Origin of the sequence: Streptomyces misionensis (genome assembly GCF_900104815.1) — a bacterium.
Lineage (GTDB): Bacteria > Actinomycetota > Actinomycetes > Streptomycetales > Streptomycetaceae > Streptomyces > Streptomyces misionensis.
Window position 1 is genome coordinate 7,783,799 of the sequence record NZ_FNTD01000004.1, and the last position, 17,170, is coordinate 7,800,968.

Here is a 17,170-nt window from a genome sequence, read left to right on the forward strand (position 1 = left end):
GCGTATCGGGCGCATCGTTGGGTATGTGTGCGGTGCACCGGTCTCGCGGGAACAGCAGTGGAACTCTGCGCCTCCTTGTCCCGCGGGGCCGGTGCGCCGTGTCCGGCGCCGTTTCGACGGGTGACGCGACCGGGCGGGCCAGGCATTACCTGTGCGGTAATCGCGTATCCGGGCAGGGAGCGGCAAGGTGGGGTCATCGGGTTCCGGGCCGGCGCACTCCGGCCCGGGATCCGGTCACGTCGACTGACCCGGACGAGAGGCGCGCCGACGACCCGGACCGGATCACCCCGGGCCGGCACCTCGTCCTGCACTGAACACGCGTCCCGGCCCCGCTCCTTGTCGCACGGACGTCAGTCCTCTCCCGGTTCCGCCGCGGCCCGGTCGGCCCGGCCGCCGGAGCCGAGCGGGCCGGTGGCGCGCAGCGGCCGCCCGGCGTCCAGGCGGGGCAACTCGTGCCGGGTCACCCGCAGTACGACGGGCGGCAGGGCGCAGCGGACCGCCTGGAGGCAGCGCAGCCACGACGGTACGTAGACCGCGGTACGGCGGCGCTCCACCGCCCGTGCCAGCCGCGCGGCGACCGCTTCGGGCGGGTGGATGGTGCGCCCGGGAGCCGGCATGTGGACCCGCAACTCGTGGAGCGCGGCGAACCGTTCGGCCTCGCGGATCAGGTCGGTGTCCGTCCAGGCGGGGTAGGCGATGCCCACGGCGACCCCTTGGTGCGCGACTTCCGCCCGCAGCGCGTGGGCGAACGCCTCCACACCCGCCTTGGAGGCGCAGTAGGCGCTCATCATCGGTGTGGCACCGATCGAGGCCAGCGAAGCGACCTGGAGGAAGTACCCGGCGGTCGCGACGAGATCGGGCAGGAAGGCCCGTGCCGTGTGGGCGCTGCCCGTCAGATTGACGTCGACGACACGGCGCCACGACGCGGGGTCGGACACCGCGAACGGTCCGCCCTCGGCGATGCCCGCGTTCGCCACGACCGCCGAGGGCCGGCCGAGACGGCCGCGTACCTCGGCCGCCGCGTCCTCCAGGGCGGTGGGGTCCGTGACGTCGACCTCGATCGCCAGGGCAGCGGTGGGCAGCGACGCGGCCAGCGCGTCCAGTTCGGCCCCCTCGTGCCCGAGGAGGGCCAAGCGCGCCCGGCGTCGGGCGAGTTGGCGCGCCAGGGCGGCGCCGAGTCCGCGCGCGGCTCCGGTGATGACGACGGTCCGGTCTCGCAGAGGGCTGTTCGCCACCGGTCGGCCCTCATCCCTTCCGTGGTGTCATCCGGGACGGCTGGAGCCGGCGGGTGCGGATGTGCACTCCGTCCACCAGCCGGCCGCCCGAGGCCTTGACGGCGGACAGGCAGAAGCGGACCCACATGTTGAGCTGGATCTCCTTCGCCACGCGCAGATGCGAGTACAGCACGTGCACCAGCCGGGTGGCGGCGCGCGCCCACAACTCGATCTCGAACACCAGCAGGTCGCCGTCCCGGCGCGCGCGGAACTGCACCTGTCCGGCCTCCATGTGCCCGCGCAGGGTCACCAGGTGCAGCAGCTCACTGTCACGCTGGACGACGCGCACCGGACCGTTCCACGGGCCCGGCATCTCCACCAGTAGTTCGTCCGCGACGTTCAGCCCGTGGGCGCGGAGCTCGCCCACCCGGATGCCGACCACCTCCGAGGGCACGAAGTGTTCGAAGTGGCAGCAGAGCTGCTCGACCAGCCGGGCGCCGTCGACCTCGGCCCCCGCGATGTGCACCCGGAAGGTCCGGTGGAACAGGGGACCGAAGCCGTCCTCGGCGAGCTGCACCGTGTCGTCGACCGCCTCGGTCGGGATCCGGGGCGGACGGTCCTGCTCGTCGCCCTCGCATTCGCCCGCGCGGTACAGCGGCGTCGTCTCCCAGAGGTAGCGCCAGGTGACCAGCACCGTGCCCAGGAGCCATCGCGCCAGCACGGTCAGTGGCCGCGGCCAGCGTGGTGGGGACATCGACCCCCCTCAGGGCATCGGATCGGCGGAAATACGCACGAAGAAATGTGAATGAATATGGACATACCCTGGTATAGCAATGCTGACACGGTGGTGCGACACGAGTGGACGAACCCGGAGGCGCGCATGGTGGTCCGGCTTCTGCACCGCGCGGGCGTGCGCAGCGCTCACCTGCACCTCGCCTCGCTCGGCGCGGTCGGTCTGTGCGTGACGCTGTGGGTGCGCGCGAAGACCATCGACCAGGAGCAGCGGGGGAACGCCGAACGGCGCGCGCTCTTCGTCGGCCTGTGGCCACCGACTCTGTGGCTGATCGGCGAATCGCTGCGGCGGCCGGAGTGATGACCCTTGGGTGACCGGGTCTTCGGACAGCTCGACGTGGTGCGGGCGTGGCGCGAGCTCGCGGACGAGTCCGTCAACTACTCGATGGACGAAGTGCGCCGTCCCGCCTGGAACATCGACATCCACCGCACTCCGCTGCCCGCCGAGCCACCGGGCCCTCCCGCGCCGGGGGATCGTGGACGCACGCCCGCCGTCTGATCCGCGACTACGAGTTCTCCCCGCCGGAGATCGTCCGGGCGCTGTACGACCCGACCGCACCCCTCCTCGGCCGTGACATGCTGCTCGAAGCCCGTTTCCACGGCCTGCACTTCTATTGCGGCGTACGCGTCACCGAAGTGGTCGACGAGACGCGCGACGGCACGGACCACACCTGGGGATGGGCCTACGAGACCCTCGGTGGCCACCTGGAGCGCGGCAAGGTCACCTACGAGGTCGTGAAGGACGGCCGGACCGGAGCGGTGGAGTTCGTGGCCAGGTGCCATTCCCAGGGCGCGCCCACGCTGGGTCCCGTCACCTCCCTCGGATGGCGGCTCTTCGGCCGCCGCACCCAACTGCGGTTCTACCGCCGGTGCGGCGTACGCATGCGGCACTTCGTGGAGGCGGCACTGCGCGGCGAGCCCGTCCCGGCCCGCCCGCCGAGGATGGTCGGCCACCTGGTGTACGCCCCCTTCGACGCGCGGGCCCACCGCCTGGACGGACTGGCCGTCAACCGGGTCGCCCCGGGCTGAGGGCGGCCGCCGGGGCCTCCGCCGGGCCGCACGGCGCCAAGGGCCCTGCGGTCCAGGCGGTCCTGCGCGCCGTGCCGGGTACGGACGGCCGGGCGCGGGTACTCCGGGGTGGGTCGGGACAGCCCAGTCCAGTCCCCGCGCAACCACAGACGGGACCCTCCCGTCGGGCAAGGACCACCATGGCGAGCTTCGACGATTCCGCCGTCGACCTGCACTTCATCGGCAACGCGACGGTCCTGCTGCGGTACGGCGACCTCACCCTGCTCACCGACCCCAACTTCCTGCACCGCGGCGAACCCGCACACCTCGGATACGGACTGATCAGCCGCCGTCTCACCGAACCGGCGCTGGATCCGTGGGAGCTGCCGCGCCTGGACGCCGTGGTCCTCTCCCACCTGCACGGCGACCACTGGGACCGCAGGGCCCGGCGGCACCTGGACCGGTCGGTGCCGATCGTCACCACGCCCCATGCGGCCCGCCGGCTGCGCTCCTGGCAGGGCTTCCGTCAGGCCGGAGGTCTGCACACCTGGGAGAGCTGCACCTTCCGGCAGGGCGACGCGCAGGTCCGGGTGACATCGCTGCCCGGTCGCCACTCCCTGCAGCCGGTGCTGCGGCGCCTGCTGCCGCCGGTGATGGGCAGCATGCTGGAGTTCGGTCCCCGCGGCGGCCCGGCACGGCTGCGGCTGTACGTCTCCGGCGACACGCTCCTCCACGACGGCCTCGAAGAGATCGCCCGCCGCTTCCCCGGCGCGGACCTCGCGGTGCTGCACCTGGGCGGCACCACTCTGCCGGGCGGTTTCGTGGTCACCATGGACGGCGCCCAGGGCGCCGAACTCGCCCGCCGCCTCGACTACCGGCACGTGCTGCCCGTGCACTACGACGACTACACCGTCTTCCGCTCCCCGCTCGACGCCTTCCTGACCGAGGCCCGCGCGCTCGGCCTTCAGGAGCGGCTGGTCCACTGCCTGCGCGGGCAGTACGCGCGCGTGGTGGCCTCCGAGGAGCGGCCCGCGGTGCGCTGAGGTGTCAGTTCCAGGGTTCCTTGTACGGGCTCTCGCCCAGCAACCGCGCGGCGGCCACACAGAGCCCCTCGCCGTAGAGCTGGTGGCCGCGGTACCCGGGGGCGGCCAGGGCAGACTGTGTGGAGTTCGCGAGGCTGGGGAGAGGCTTGTGGAGCGGGGTATGCGGGAGCGAAACGGTGCGGATCGGGAGCCGAACGCGTACGAGCGGGTCCTCGCCGAGGACCGTCGGGTCGTGCGCGAGCTGTTCCGAGTGAGTATCGGCGGTGCCCATGCCGGGCTCGTCATCACGGCCGTCGTCGTGGCCTTGTTCGCTGCGATCGGCGGCGCCCGGTGGGCATTGATCGTCGGTGGGGCGGTCGCGGCCTGGTTCGCCGTCGCCCTTTTCGCGGTCCGCCGTGGCGGGCGCCGCGGGCGGGCGGCGGCCGTGCGTGCCTATCTCCTGACCTTCGGCTGGGCCGGCTGGCTGTGATCGGGGCAGGTGTCGGGCCTGGGTCGGGGCGCTGACGGCATAGCTTGGGCGACGGACCTCCACCCTCCTTTGCATTACCGCGCGTCTGCAATTATTGTTATGTCTCGTAAGGTGCTTCTGCATCTACCTGGCCGTGTGTGACCCCGCAGAGGCATCCGACCGTCCGGGTCTCGCTCAACGGCAGGGAGGCCTCGGGCACGGAGATATCGAACGAAGAGGCTTCACCATGTCGCTCACCGACATCCTTCCCGGCAAGCTCGGCTTCGGCACCGCGCCGCTGGGCAACATGTTCCGCGCGATCCCCGACGAGGAGGCCCGCGCGACCGTCGAGGCCGCCTGGGACCAGGGCATCCGCTACTACGACACCGCCCCCTTCTACGGCGCCGGACTGGCCGAACTGCGGCTCGGCGAGGTTCTCGCCACCAAGCCCCGCGACTCCTACGTCCTGTCGACCAAGGTCGGCCGCGTCATCCTCGACGAGCTGGAGGAAGGCGCCCGCGACCTCGGCGAGAAGGGCGGGCTGTTCGAACACGGCCGCCCGAACAAGATTGTTCACGAGTGGACCGCCGACGCCACCGAGCGCTCCATCGAAGACAGCCTGAAGCGCCTGGGCGTCGATCGCCTCGACATCGTCTGGGTCCACGACATAGCCCAGGACTTCCACGGCGACGTGTGGCTGCAGAAGTTCGAGGAGGCACGCACCGGCGCCTTCCGCGTCCTGTCCCGGCTGCGTGACGAAGGCGTCATCAAGGCCTGGGGCCTGGGTGTCAACAAGACCGAGCCCATCGAGCTGACCCTGGCCCTCGACGAGCCGCGGCCCGACGGCTTCCTCCTGGCCGGCCGCTACACCCTCCTCGACCACGAGCACGCCCTCCAGCGCCTGCTCCCCATGGCCGAGGAACAGGGTGTCGGCATGGTCGTCGGCGGCCCCTACAGCTCCGGCGTGCTCGCCGGAGGCACCAACTTCGAGTACCAGCAGGCACCGCCCGCCATCATCGAGCGTGTCGAGCGCCTCAAGGCCCTCACCGACAAGCACGGCATCGGCATCAAGGCCGCCGCGCTCCAGTTCGCCCTCGCCCACCCCGTGGCCGCCGCCGTCGTCCCCGGCGCCACCCGCCCCAGCCGTATCGCCGAGGACGTCGCCGCCCTGGGCGAGACCGTCCCCGCCGCGTTCTGGCAGGACCTGCGCGCCGCCGGCCTGGTCAGCCCGGCCGCCCCGCTGCCCGACGGCGCCTGACCCCGAAACCCGCCTGACACGGCCCGGGCCGCCCGCGCGCCGGGCCGTCGGCCCGGGTCTCAGTCGAGGCAGAACTCGTTGCCCTCGACGTCCTGCATCACGATGCACGACTCGTTGAAGCCGTCGGCCGGCAGCGTCCGCACATGTACGGCGCCGAGCGCGATCAGCCGTGCGCGCTCGGCCTCCAGCGCGGCGAGACGCTCGTCGCCGACGAGTCCGGTGCCGACCCGTACGTCGAGGTGCACCCGGTTCTTGACGACCTTGCCCTCGGGAACGCGCTGGAAGAACAGTCGCGGGCCGACGCCGGAGGGGTCGACGCAGGCGAACGCGGAACCCTGCCGTTCGGGCGGCAGTGAGCGGTCGAAGTCGTCCCAGCCGGCGAACCCCTTCGGCGGCGGCGGTACGACGTACCCCAGCACCTCGCACCAGAAGCGGGCGACGCGCTCGGGTTCCGCGCAGTCGAAGGTGACCTGGAACTTCTTGATCGATGACATCGGCGCACGATAGCAGGGGCTTCCAACACTCATCTCCCCTTTTTCTCCTGCCGGTTGGGAGGAGTTACCGGCTCGCCGTCCCATGGCCGGCCGGTCAGGCCGGACCGCTTCCCGTTCCCGCGCAGTCCGAGCGCGGCGGTCACGAACGACGCGACCAGTGGCCGGCGGTCCTGCTCGGCCCAGGCGAGCACCAGGCGGCTGGGCGGCGCGTCGGCCACCGGGACGCACACGAGACCGGGCGGGAGGGGTTCGACCAGTGAGCGGGGGAGTACCCCGATCATCCGGCCCACCGTGATCATCTGGAGCAGCTGGACCACGTCGGCGACCTCGGGGCCGGTGCCCTCGCCGCCGGGTACGCCCCTCCAGCGTGGCAGCGTCTCGCCGTCCAGGTCGGGCATCCGCACCGAAGGGCGCCCGGCCAGCCGGTGTCCGGCCGGGACGATGACCACGCGGTCCTCGGTGAGCAGCGTCTCGTGGGCCAGGCCGTCGAGGTCGTCGAACGGCGCGTAGAGCAGGCCGACGTCGGCCCGGCCGGCGCGCAGGAAGTCGGTGCGGTCGGCCGGCCCGCTGAAGAGGATGTCCACCTGACGGGCGTCCGGCTGGTGCGCGTACGCGGCCAGGAGACCGGAGAGCAGTCCGGCGTCGCCGCCGGGCTTGAGCACGAGCCGCAGGTGCGCCTGGGTGTCGCCGGCGCGCTGGGCGTGCCGGATGGCGGCGCCGACCGCGTTGAGCGCGTGCCGTCCGTGTTCCTGCAACGCCTTCCCGGCCGGGGTGAGTTCGACGTGCCGGCTGGAGCGGTTGAAGAGCGGGACACCGAGCCGGGTCTCGATCCGCCGGATGGCCTTCGACAGCGCCGGCTGGGCGATCGAAAGCCGGACGGCGGCCCGGCCGAAGTGCAGCTCGTCGGCGAGTGCGATGAAGTACTCGAGCTCGCGGGTCTCCAGTTGGATCATGCCTCCAGGTTATCGCCGCATGGCGAACCGGTCTTGGACGCGGGCGCCGCGAGGAGTCGAGAATTGCCGCATGATCAGCCACACGATGATTGTCTCGTTCGACCAGCCGCTGCCCGATGCCGAGCTGGACCAGTACCTCGCGGATATCGAACAGGTCATGCTCGACTCCGGCTACGCACAGTCGGTCGCGACGCGGCGCCACCTTCCCGTCCCCGGCGAGGAAGCCATCCCGGCACTGATCGCGACCGCGATCGTCCAGGTGACCGTCGCCGACATGGACGCCCTGGCGAAGGCGTTCACCGCGCCGGGCATGCACGAGGTCATCGACCGCTGGCAGTCCCGGCACCCGTACAAGGTCGCCTGGGCGAACCACGAGGCGCTGGTATGAGCCGCCCCGCCGGAAAGGTGGGTCTGGTCACCGGGGCCGGCAGCGGGATCGGCCGTGCGGCGGCGCAGCAGTTCGCCCGGAGCGGCGCCGCCGTGGCCGTGCTCGACATCGACGCGGACGCGGCGGCCGAGACCGTCGAGACCATAAGGAAGGACGGCGGGGAAGCGCTGGCCGTCACCGTCGACATCGCCGACGAACGGTCCGTGCGGGCGGCCGTCGAGCGCACGGTCGCCGCGTTCGGCGGCCTCGATTTCGCGGTGAACAACGCCGGTATGGCCTCGCACCACCGCAGGCTCGACCAGATGACCCCGGACGAGTTCGAGCGCGTCGTCCGCGTCAACCTGACCGGGACGTTCCTCTGCATGAAGTACGAACTGCCCGTACTGCGCGGCCGTGGCGGCGGCGCGATCGTCAACATCGCCTCCAACGGCGGTCTTCACGCGATCCCGACCGCCCCCGCCTACGTGGCCGCCAAGCACGGCGTCGTCGGCCTCACCAAGGTCACCGCGGTCGACTACGCCCCGGACGGCATCCGGGTCAACGCCGTGTGCCCCGGCCCCACCCGCACTCCCGGGTTCGAGGAGGTGGCGGCCGGTACTGACATGATCGCGCGGCAGGCGGCGATCACGCCGCTCGGCCGACTGGCCACGCCGGAGGAGGCCGCGGCGGCGGCGGTCTGGCTCTGCTCGGACGCCGCGTCCTACGTCACCGGGATCGCGATGTCGGTCGACGGCGGACGGCGGGCGTAACAGAGGGGGCTGTCGCGGTCGAGGGGTATGGGGCTGCGGGGGCGTGCCCGCACGTCGCCCGCGGTCCGGACGCCGTGCCTGGCGGCGGGACGGAGACGGCCTCGACGGTCACGGCTCCCGAGTCGGCCGCCCCGCTCGGGCCCGGAGCCACAGGTCGTAGCTCCGGGCCCGACCGTCTGGCGACTGCGGGGGGTGGATACTTCGGCCTCGTCGACGCGCGCCCGCGCCCGACCCGCCCGACCGGAGGAGAACCCCGCAGTGACGTCCGCCGAGCCGTTCACCCGCATCAAGATCCGCGTCGCCGCGGCCCTGTTCAACGGCGATGACATCGCCCTCATCCACCGCGTCAAGAACGGCCGGGACCAGTACACCCTGCCCGGCGGCAACGTCGAACCCGGTGAGCCCATCCACCAGGCACTCGCCCGCGAACTCCGCGAAGAACTGGGCCTCGACCTCACCGAGGCCATCAGCGCCCCGAACCTGACCTGGATCCAGGACGCCATGGTCACCCGCCCCGGTGGCACCCCGCCCCGCAAGCTCCACCTCGTCTTCCGCGTCCACATCCCCGGTGCCACCCGCGCCCGCCTGAGCACCGTCGAGTACGACGACGCCGTCGGCGCCGGCCGGCTCGCCTGGAGCCCCTACAAGGAGACGGCCGGCAGGTCGCTGTTCCCGCCGGTCCCCGTCGCGGCCCTGGACACGCCTACGGCGCCCGTCGACGCCGCCCGCGCCTTCCTGCCACCCCTGGACGACACGAACTACCAGTGGATATGACGGGCCACGACGCCTGTTCCGCCATGGAACCGTACGACTGCCGGGCGGCACACGGCGCGTGCTCGTCAACGCGCGCGCGGGGTGAGGACGGTCCGGTCGAACGGCCCGCCGTGCACGGTGGCGTGCCGCACGGCGTCGTTGACGGCGTCCAGGCCGAACGTACGGATCTGTTCCGATCCAAGGTCGAGCGTGCCTGACGCGATGAGCCGGATCATGCCGACGTTCGCCGAGCGCGGGTACATCCACTGGCCGCGCACGGTGACCGAGTTCCGCATGAGCCACGGGTAGGGGAGGGCGAGATCCTCGCCGCCGAGCATGCCGACACCGCCCATGAGGACGACGCGGCCCTGTTCGCGCACGGTCATGGCCGCGGTGCGGGTCACCGAGCTGGGCGCGGCCGGCGGGAGGGCGTCGAACACCATGTCGATCGGGCCGTCGGCGGCCGCGGACATCGCGGCCCGGTCGGCGGCTTCGTCCCCGGTCAGTCCGACGGGCCGTACACGTGGGCCGAACCGGTCGGCGAGCAGACCGAGGACGGCACGGTTGCGGCCCGGCGCGACCACGCGGCCGGCCCCCATGGCCAGCGCCAGGGCGACCGTCGTGCTGCCGAGATTGCCGGTGGCCCCGCTGACGAGGATGGTCTCGCCGGCTTCGAGCCCGCCTGCCAGCAGCCCTCCGTACGGGATCGTGTAGATGCCCAGCAAGGACCAGCGGGCAGGGTCGTCCCCGGCCCGGTCCGGCAGCGGATGGACGTTCTCCGTGGGCACCCGCATCAGTTCCGCGAACGACCCGTCGTGCAGATACCGGGCGAGCCGCGCGCCGCCCTCGCCGCGGGAACTCCAGCCCTGGAGCATGATGTCGGGCGTCAGCGCGTCGTCGCGGGCACGCACGGTGCAGTCGCACCACACGAGGTCGCCGACCCGCAGCCGGGTGGCGTCCGGACCGACGTGCACGATTCGCCCCACCCCTCCCAGTCCGGGTGTCAGAGGCGGTTCGAGCGGGTAGTTCCGCCGACCACCGAAGACATCCTCGGAATACGGTGGGACAAAGGCCGCCAGGACCTCGACCACCACTTCGCCGCCGCGCGCTTCGGGCTCGGGCACCTCCCGCACGTCGAGCGGGGCTCCGAACCGTGTCAGGACCGCTGCTCGCATCCTCTGACCTCCTTGATCGTCGGTCTTGAGGCTAGGAGCGCGAGAGGCATGCGCCAAGCGACGATCCCGCATATGTGGTATGCGTAAGACGCATGGACTTCTCCAGTACGGCGCTCCGGGTTCTGCGCCAGGTCGCCGAGTCGGGCAGCTTCACCGCGGCGGCCGCCCGGCTCGGCTACACCCAGTCGGCGATCTCACGTCAGGCGGCGGCACTCGAACGCAGCGCGGGCACCGTACTGTTCGAGCGCCGCCCCGACGGTGTGCGGCTCACCCCCGCCGGCCTCACCCTGCTGCGGCACGCCCGTACCATCCTGGACACCGTCGCGGCGGCCGAGCACGAACTCGCCGGCTCCGCCGCGCGGACGGAGCTGGTACGGCTGGGCATGTTCCCCAGCGCCGGGGCCACGATCCTCCCCGAACTGCTCACGCGGCTCGCGACGGACAGCCCGCACATCACGGTCACGACGCGCGAGGGCACCACGCCCGCCCTCCTGCGGGGCCTGCGCGCGGGCTCGATCGACATCGCCGTCCTCACGTCCCGCCCGCCGCACCGGCCGTCGGACGGCGAGTCCCCCCGGCTGCACATCGAAACGGTCGAGGACACCGAACTGCGCGTGGCGGCCGCGACGGCCGGCCCGTTCTCCGGCCGTGCCACCGTGCACCTGGACGAACTCGTCGACGTCCCCTGGATCGCCACCCCGTCATCGGAGGCCGAACCGCTCCTCGGCGTCTGGCCCGGCCTGCCGGGACGGCCCCGCGTCGTCCACAGCACGAGCGACTGGCTGACCAAGCTGCGGCTGGTCGCCGCCGGCTCCGGGGTGACGACCGTCCCGGCCCGCATGTCGGGGATCCTGCCCGACGGGGTGAGCCTGCTGCGCGTGGACGGAGCACCCCCCGAGGTCCGCCGCGTGCTCGTGGCACGCCTTCCCGGCCGCCCGGCCCCGGGAGTCGCGGCCGTCACCCGAGCGATCGTCTCGCCCGACCCGACCGTCGATCACGGCAGCGGCGACGCGCCGCGGACCCGCACCCGTGGTACCGCCGCCGTCAGTCCTCCTGAATGAGCGTCAGTCTGCTCAGCAGGCGGCCGAGTGGGGCGGGAGCCCGGTCGGGGGCGAGGTCCTCGACCAGGACGCGGCCGTAGCGGATCTTGCGCCCCTTCTTGGTGCCGAGGAAACGCCTGAACTGCTGCCGGGGGGGGCTCGGCCTTGCTGGGCGGGCTGGCGCAGGAAGGTCTGAAGCGCGCGCAACTCGCCTTGCGCCCGAATGAGTTCCGCCACCCGTGGCACCCCCAAGGCACGGATGAGTTCGTCCTCCAGATCCGCGGCGCACACGAAGAAGTCGTCCCGGGCGGCACCGGCCTCGCCGAAGCCCCGTGCGTAGTAGGGGTGTTCCGCCTCGTCGCACAGTCCGGTGAGGCGGAGGTCCAGGCCCGAGGGTCCGAGGAGCCGGGTGTAGCGCCCGACGCTCATCGCACCGCCGATCGGCAGGACGCAGATCCCCTCGGCCGCCAGGTCCCGGCCGCGGCCTTCCGCCAGCGCGTCGACCGCCGCGACGTCACTCGGCCCTTCCAGCAGCACGACCGCCCGGACCGCCAGCCGCGCGGCCAGATCCCGGGCCGGTTCGCCCGGCCCGCCGGCCGCCCACGCGGTGACCGCGTCTCGGAACGCCCCCATGTCGGCCATGAGACGAGTCTGCGTCCGGCCTGGTGGCAGCGCGAGGGAATTTCCCCGAGGGTGCGGATCAGGAAGGGGATGACGGGCGGGCCGCTGGACAGCGGCTGTGCGCAGGGCCGGGGCCGCCCGCTCAGCGTTCGGCCGGGCCGAGGACGCCTGTCACCAGCCGGCGCGCGTACGCGCCGTCCAGCCCGTCCGGGCGGAAGAGGATGCGGTACATCAGGGGCGCCACGACGTGGTCGATGACCGCTTCCGTGCCGGGTGTCGGCTCGCCGCGTTCGGCCGCCCTGGTGAGCACGGCGTCGATCTGCTCGGCGGCATAGGCGGAGCACTGCCCGGCATTGCCGCCGTCCGGGTCGCCGAGCAGGGCGTCGCGGATGTAGGCGCGGCCGGTGGGGGAGGACATCTCGTCGAGGAACTGCTCGGCCCAGCTCGTCAGGTCGCTCAGCAGGGACCCGTGGTCGTCCGGTGCCGTGTCGGGCCGCAGCCGTTCCACCGCCACGTCCGACAGCAGTTCTTGCAGGTCCCCCCAGCGGCGGTAGATCGTCGACGGGGTCACACCCGCGCGCTGGGCGACTTGCGGGACCGTGAGCGTCTCCCGGCCGTTCTCCGCGACGAGTTCGCGTACGGCGGCGTGCACTGATGCCTGGACCCGGGCGCTGCGGCCGCCCGGACGCACCATCTGCCTGCTCATGGCATTCATCTTAAAGCAAATTCATTGCGTCTGATGGAAGCCTTCCCGCGGCCGGCTCATGCCGCGCGCGCGAGCTCGCGGGCGGGCCGGGACTGCTCGTAGGCATGGCCGACGCGCAGGAGCACGCTCTCCGAGAGGGGGCGTCCCAGGAGCTGCATGCCGATCGGCAGCCCCGCCGGGTCGTGGCCGACCGGCAGGCAGAGGGCAGGCACCCCGGTGATGTTGGCGGGGGAGGAGAGGCGCACATAGGCGTCGGACACACTCTCGACGCTGCCGTCGGCCCAGGTGATCGTCTCCTGTTCGGCCCGCACGGCGGTGGCCGGGACGGCGGGAGCCGCGATCACGTCGACCTCCCGGAGGAGCCGGTCCCATGCCTCCCGCATGAGGGTGCGCGAGCGCTGGGCGCGCAGATAGTCCCCGGCGGTCATCAGCTCGCCGGCCTCCAGCAGGACGCGGACGTCGGCCTCGTAGAGCTCGGGGACGGTCCGCAGGGTGCGCTCGTGGTAGGCGGTGGCCTCGGGCACCATCAGGCCCCAATGCGTGGCCTGGACGTAGCGGGCCATGGGGATCTCCACGTCGACGAGGTGTGCGCCGAGGGCCTGGAGCCGGTCGACGGCCTGCCGGACGGCGGTTTCCACCTCCGGGTCGACGCGGTCGAAGTAGTAGGTGCTCGGCACGCCGATCCGCAGTCCGGAGAGGTCCGTTGCGGCGGTCGGGCGGTAGTCGGTGGCCGGTGCGGCGAGCGAGGCGGGGTCGCGCGGGTCGTACCCGGCCAGCGCGGTCAGCACCAGGGCCGCGTCCTCGACCGTGCGGGTGATCGGGCCGACGTGGTCCAGTGACCAGGACAGGGACGTGACACCGTGGCGGGAGACGAGACCGTAGGTCGGCTTGAGGCCGACCACCCCGTTGAGCGCGGCGGGCACCCGGATCGAGCCGCCGGTGTCGGTGCCGAGGGCGAAGGTCGCGGAGCCCGCCGCGACGGCGACGGCGGACCCGCCGCTCGACCCGCCGGCGACCCGGGCCGGGTCCCAGGCGTTGCGGGTCTGCGGGGTGGTGAGGCCGTAGGCGAACTCATGGGTGTGCGTCTTGCCGAGGAGGACCGCACCGGCCGCCGCCAGGCGCGCGGCGACCGTGCTGTCGCTGTGCGCGCGGTGGTCGGCGCGGACCCGGGAACCGGCCGACGTGGCCGTGCCGGCGACGTCGATCAGATCCTTCAGGCCCATCGGGATGCCGTGCAGCGGACCGCGGTAGCGGTCGGCCGCGATCTCGCGTTCGGCGTCCCGCGCGGCGCCGCGGGCGCGCTCGGCGTCGACGGCCGCGTACGCCCGCAGCCGCGGTTCCGTCCGGTCTATCCGCTCCAGGACGGAGTCCACGAGTTCCACGGGCGACAACCGGCGGGCGCGGATCGCGTCGGCGGCCTCGGTCAGGGACATCTCATACGGCCGCATCGGGCTTCTCCTGTTCGGCGCGGTAGGCGAGGGCGGGCGGGGTGTCGCCGAACTCCAGCTCCCGCAGGACGGCGACGACCGAGTGGATGTGACGGGCGACGGCGGCGACCTCGGCATGGCGGTCGCTCGGCAGGGGAAGCCCGGCACGCGCGGCCCAGCGGGCGGCTTCCGCGGGGGCGAGATCGCCAGGGGACATGGGCCTCTTCTTTCGTCAGGACGGGGCAGGGCAGAGCTGAGGGAGCCTGCCCGCCTTAAAGCTAACTCTTTGCGTTAGATGACTGTAGGGCCTACGATGCGCTTAACGCAAACAAATAGCTTTTACTGTGCTGGAAGGAAAGACCATGAACGCTTCCCCCTCGGCCGGCGCTCCCGGCTGGAGCGTGGGCGGTATCCGCGTCCACCGCATCGACGAGACCGTCCTGCCGCCCGCCACCGGGGAGTGGCTGCTGCCGGACGCCACGCCCGCCCTCGTCACCGCTCAGGACTGGCTGCGCCCCGACTTCGCCGACGCCGAGGGTGTCCTGCGCCTCGACAGCCACAGCTTCGCCTTCGTCCTCGGCGGGCTGCGCATCGTGGTGGACACCGGCATCGGCAACGGCAAGGAGCGGGCCAACCCCGCCTGGCACAACCTGCGTACGGGCTACCTCCAGCGCCTCAGCGACGCCGGTTTCCCGCCGGACGAGGTGGACCTGGTGATCCTCACGCATCTGCACGCCGACCACGTCGGCTGGAACACCCGCGAGGTGAACGGGGAATGGGTGCCCACCTTCCCCAACGCCCGTTACCTCGTGTCCCGTACCGAGCGGGAGTTCTGGGCCGGACACGACATGGAGGAGGCCCGCAGGCAGATGTTCCGGGACTCCGTCGTCCCGGTGGAGGAATCAGGGCAGCTCGACCTCGTCGACATTCCGGCGGAGGGCGCCGGGATCACTTCCGGCCTGCGCCTGCTGCCAACCCCCGGGCACACCCCGGGCCATGTCGCCGTCGAACTGACCGACGGCGGCCACCGGGCTGTGATCACCGGCGATTGCATCCACCACCCCCTCCAGTTCGCCCACCCCGCCGTCGGCGCCTGCGTCGACATCGACCCCGACCGCTCGGAGCGTTCCCGTCGCGCGCTGCTCGGCTCGCTCGCCGGCACCGACACCCTCCTCCTGGGCACCCACTTCCCCCCGCCCACGGCCGGCCACGTCGTCCCCCACGAGGGCGCCTACCGCCTCGCGCCCGTCCCCGCCGACAGACACTGACCCCCGGGGCGACGCGGTGACCGCCACCCCACCCCCCACACCCCCATGGCGCCGCGGACCTCAGTGGCACACGAACGACTTCTTCGCCGTACTGGTGGTCAGGGCGCACGTCTGGCCCCTGACCGCGCCGGACGCGTCGTGGAAGGTGAGGTTCCAGGTGCCGCCGCCGTCCGCGAGCACCGCGTACCCGAAGACGCCCGGACCCCCCGGGGTCTGCTCCTGAGTGATCGACTGGTGGACGGCCTGCGGTGGTGTGCCGATCTCCTTGCCCACGACCTTGGTGTCGTCCGGGCCGTTGTCCAGCGGCCCGCCCGAGGAGCCCACGGTCAGCTGGGGCGGACGCGGGGTGTCGAAGCCGAGCATCTGGTAGAGGTGGATGTGGCCCGAGAGCACCAGCCGTACGTTGTCCGCCAGCTGGTGCGGGCCGGTGGCGGCGACGGCCGCGTCGAGTACGTGCGTCGCCCATTCCACGTTCTGGGGCAGGGTTCCGGCCGCCTTCACCATCCACACCGGCTTGTGCGTGAACACGAAGTAGTCGTTGGCCGGATGTTGCTGCGCGGCCTGGTTCACGGCGTCGAACCGCCGGGTGAAAACCGCGGTCTGTGTGGTACTTCCCGTGTCGCCGGGATCGGCGAAGGAGGAGTCCACCGAGACGAGATTCAGGGTGCCGGCCCTGATCGACGCGGTGGGACTGTAGGTGATGCACCTCCCGTCGGAGCGGAGGACGTCGGCGAGGTAGCGGAACCAGGCGCCTCCCGCACCGCCTTGCTGCGCCGCGTTGCAGTCCTCGTGGTTGCCGCGGGTCAGTGCGACGGGCGCGGTGGCCAGCAAGGGCTCGGCGGGCCGGAAGAAGTCGGCGACCACGCAGTCCCAGCCGGCCCGGTCGGCGGCCGTGGTGCAGCCAGGGTTGGCCGCCTTGTCGTTCTCCTTCGCCGGGTCCTCCCGGTAGAGGTAGTCACCGACGTGCACCACGAGGTCCGGCCGGGTGACGGCCGCGGCACTGGCCGCGATCCGGGGGAAGGGCCAACCGGTCTGGTGGTTCGCGCAGTTCTGCGCCGGGCCCGTCACCGGGACCTCGCAGCCGGTGTCCCCGATGACGGCGACCCTGCGCGGACGGTTGGCCGAGGTCCAGTCCGGCAACGGGAGTTGGCGATTGGCCGGGTGTACGACAGCCGCCTGGACGGACGACTGTTCCAGCACCGCGTTCGACGCCGCGAGGGGAACGGCCAGTTCGCACACGGTCGTCGGGAACTGGGATCCCATCGGTGTGCTCACCCGGGTCATGGGATTCGGGTTCCTGGTCGTGCCCAGGGTGTAGCGCACGGCAGGGCACGTCTGGCTGGTGTCGGTGGACACATAGCGGATCCGCGTGCCCGCGGCGGTGAGCTGCGTCCAGGCCCACGCCTCGCCGTCGGCCGTCCCGGGCGGGGGTGGTGAGGTGGCGGGAGGCCGCGGGCCCGCACCGCCCGCCGGGGTGGACGCGGGCGCGGCGGCCGCGGCCACTCCCGAGGCCAGGACACCCACCGCGGTGAGAACGACGATCCTGCGAAGCGAGGGCACAGTTCCTCCGGCGGTGTGTCCAGGTCACCCGCGGTCCCGTGGCCGGGCCGCACCTGGAATGCTCATCGATGCCGCCGCGCCGTGCAGCGCTGGTGAGGCGAACGGCTGACGGCACGGCCGTCCCGCCGTACGCCGCTCCCGCCGTACGCCGCTCCCGCCGTACGCCGCTCCCGCCGTACGCCGCTCCCGCCGTGTGCCGCTCCCTCTGTGCGGTCACCCGGTCGGCCCGCACGGAGCCAGGGAACAACGGTGGTACGGCCCACCGGGCAGCGA

The 17,170-nt window shown here is 72.4% G+C and carries 20 protein-coding genes and 1 pseudogene; 11 read left to right on the plus strand and 10 right to left on the minus strand.

The features are described from left to right. Positions 1–350 precede the first annotated feature (350 nt). Both BLW85_RS36180 and BLW85_RS36185 read right to left on the minus strand, forming a co-directional pair. Positions 351–1,235: a short-chain dehydrogenase/reductase gene (locus tag BLW85_RS36180; protein WP_074995680.1), complete on the minus strand. Its 885-nt coding sequence runs from the start codon at positions 1,233–1,235 to the stop codon at positions 351–353. Between the two features lie 10 nt (positions 1,236–1,245). Further along, positions 1,246–1,968 (minus strand): DUF1990 domain-containing protein, encoded by a 723-nt coding sequence (locus tag BLW85_RS36185; RefSeq protein ID WP_070029837.1) that lies wholly within the window; start codon positions 1,966–1,968, stop codon positions 1,246–1,248. 90 nt (positions 1,969–2,058) lie between these two features. Between BLW85_RS36185 and BLW85_RS36190 the strand changes: the two genes are divergently transcribed. From BLW85_RS36190 to BLW85_RS36210, 6 genes are all read left to right on the plus strand, one after another. Next, on the plus strand, positions 2,059–2,307 hold the full coding sequence (locus tag BLW85_RS36190; RefSeq protein WP_239697649.1) for a hypothetical protein: 249 nt from the start codon (positions 2,059–2,061) through the stop codon (positions 2,305–2,307). 6 nt (positions 2,308–2,313) lie between these two features. Next, a complete protein-coding gene (locus tag BLW85_RS40415; protein ID WP_244175070.1) occupies positions 2,314–2,505 on the plus strand; it encodes a hypothetical protein in 192 nt (63 codons plus the stop codon). Then, entirely contained in the window at positions 2,505–3,035 is a 531-nt protein-coding gene (locus BLW85_RS36195; RefSeq protein WP_244175064.1) for a DUF1990 family protein, read from the plus strand. Before BLW85_RS40415 ends, BLW85_RS36195 begins: the two co-directional genes overlap by 1 nt. A 179-nt stretch (positions 3,036–3,214) precedes the next feature. Further along, the gene (locus BLW85_RS36200; protein WP_074995682.1) at positions 3,215–4,057 is read left to right on the plus strand and encodes an MBL fold metallo-hydrolase; all 843 of its coding nucleotides are present in this window, start codon (positions 3,215–3,217) and stop codon (positions 4,055–4,057) included. A gap of 160 nt (positions 4,058–4,217) precedes the next feature. After that, positions 4,218–4,526 carry a hypothetical protein gene (locus BLW85_RS36205; protein ID WP_074995685.1) on the plus strand — a complete coding sequence of 103 codons (309 nt, stop codon included), beginning with the start codon at positions 4,218–4,220 and terminating at the stop codon, positions 4,524–4,526. A 226-nt stretch (positions 4,527–4,752) separates the two neighbouring features. Continuing rightward, positions 4,753–5,763: an aldo/keto reductase gene (locus BLW85_RS36210; protein WP_074995688.1), complete on the plus strand. Its 1,011-nt coding sequence runs from the start codon at positions 4,753–4,755 to the stop codon at positions 5,761–5,763. 59 nt (positions 5,764–5,822) lie between these two features. Here BLW85_RS36210 and BLW85_RS36215 read toward each other — a convergent pair whose 3' ends face one another. Then, positions 5,823–6,257 (minus strand): VOC family protein, encoded by a 435-nt coding sequence (locus BLW85_RS36215; RefSeq protein ID WP_074995690.1) that lies wholly within the window; start codon positions 6,255–6,257, stop codon positions 5,823–5,825. Between the two features lie 29 nt (positions 6,258–6,286). After that, positions 6,287–7,210 carry a LysR family transcriptional regulator gene (locus BLW85_RS36220; RefSeq protein WP_074995692.1) on the minus strand — a complete coding sequence of 308 codons (924 nt, stop codon included), beginning with the start codon at positions 7,208–7,210 and terminating at the stop codon, positions 6,287–6,289. Between the two features lie 70 nt (positions 7,211–7,280). On the opposite strand from BLW85_RS36220, the gene BLW85_RS36225 reads away from it, so the two are divergent. The 3 genes from BLW85_RS36225 to BLW85_RS36235 all read left to right on the plus strand — a co-directional run bounded on the left by BLW85_RS36225 (position 7,281) and on the right by BLW85_RS36235 (position 9,121). Continuing rightward, positions 7,281–7,598, plus strand: a complete 318-nt coding sequence (locus tag BLW85_RS36225) for a hypothetical protein (RefSeq protein ID WP_070029844.1) — start codon at positions 7,281–7,283, stop codon at positions 7,596–7,598. Next, positions 7,595–8,347, plus strand: coding sequence for an SDR family NAD(P)-dependent oxidoreductase (locus BLW85_RS36230; protein ID WP_070029845.1), 753 nt, complete (start codon positions 7,595–7,597; stop codon positions 8,345–8,347). Before BLW85_RS36225 ends, BLW85_RS36230 begins: the two co-directional genes overlap by 4 nt. 258 nt (positions 8,348–8,605) lie before the next feature. Continuing rightward, positions 8,606–9,121, plus strand: a complete 516-nt coding sequence (locus BLW85_RS36235) for an NUDIX hydrolase (protein ID WP_074995695.1) — start codon at positions 8,606–8,608, stop codon at positions 9,119–9,121. A gap of 65 nt (positions 9,122–9,186) precedes the next feature. On the opposite strand, the gene BLW85_RS36240 is transcribed toward BLW85_RS36235, so the two are convergent. Continuing rightward, the gene (locus BLW85_RS36240; RefSeq protein WP_079172546.1) at positions 9,187–10,275 is read right to left on the minus strand and encodes an alcohol dehydrogenase catalytic domain-containing protein; all 1,089 of its coding nucleotides are present in this window, start codon (positions 10,273–10,275) and stop codon (positions 9,187–9,189) included. A gap of 92 nt (positions 10,276–10,367) precedes the next feature. On the opposite strand from BLW85_RS36240, the gene BLW85_RS36245 reads away from it, so the two are divergent. Next, positions 10,368–11,336, plus strand: coding sequence for a LysR family transcriptional regulator (locus tag BLW85_RS36245; RefSeq protein WP_079172547.1), 969 nt, complete (start codon positions 10,368–10,370; stop codon positions 11,334–11,336). Here BLW85_RS36245 and BLW85_RS36250 read toward each other — a convergent pair. The 4 genes and pseudogenes from BLW85_RS36250 to BLW85_RS36265 form a co-directional block, all read right to left on the minus strand. Continuing rightward, positions 11,320–11,957 (minus strand): annotated as a pseudogene (locus tag BLW85_RS36250) (TOPRIM nucleotidyl transferase/hydrolase domain-containing protein). The gene BLW85_RS36245 and the pseudogene BLW85_RS36250 overlap by 17 nt on opposite strands. Before the next feature lie 121 nt (positions 11,958–12,078). Then, positions 12,079–12,642: a TetR/AcrR family transcriptional regulator gene (locus BLW85_RS36255; protein WP_070029848.1), complete on the minus strand. Its 564-nt coding sequence runs from the start codon at positions 12,640–12,642 to the stop codon at positions 12,079–12,081. Between the two features lie 56 nt (positions 12,643–12,698). Then, entirely contained in the window at positions 12,699–14,090 is a 1,392-nt protein-coding gene (locus tag BLW85_RS36260) for an Asp-tRNA(Asn)/Glu-tRNA(Gln) amidotransferase GatCAB subunit A (RefSeq protein WP_074995698.1), read from the minus strand. Then, positions 14,077–14,286, minus strand: coding sequence for a hypothetical protein (locus BLW85_RS36265; protein ID WP_070029850.1), 210 nt, complete (start codon positions 14,284–14,286; stop codon positions 14,077–14,079). Before BLW85_RS36265 ends, BLW85_RS36260 begins: the two co-directional genes overlap by 14 nt. A 145-nt stretch (positions 14,287–14,431) precedes the next feature. Here BLW85_RS36265 and BLW85_RS36270 point away from each other — a divergent pair, with 145 nt between their 5' ends. After that, positions 14,432–15,337, plus strand: coding sequence for an MBL fold metallo-hydrolase (locus tag BLW85_RS36270; protein WP_074995700.1), 906 nt, complete (start codon positions 14,432–14,434; stop codon positions 15,335–15,337). A 60-nt stretch (positions 15,338–15,397) separates the two neighbouring features. Here the strand turns inward: BLW85_RS36270 and BLW85_RS36275 are convergent, their stop codons facing one another. Then, complete coding sequence (locus BLW85_RS36275; protein ID WP_244174980.1) at positions 15,398–16,897, minus strand: metallophosphoesterase family protein; 1,500 nt, start codon at positions 16,895–16,897, stop codon at positions 15,398–15,400. Between the last annotated feature and the right edge of the window lie 273 nt (positions 16,898–17,170).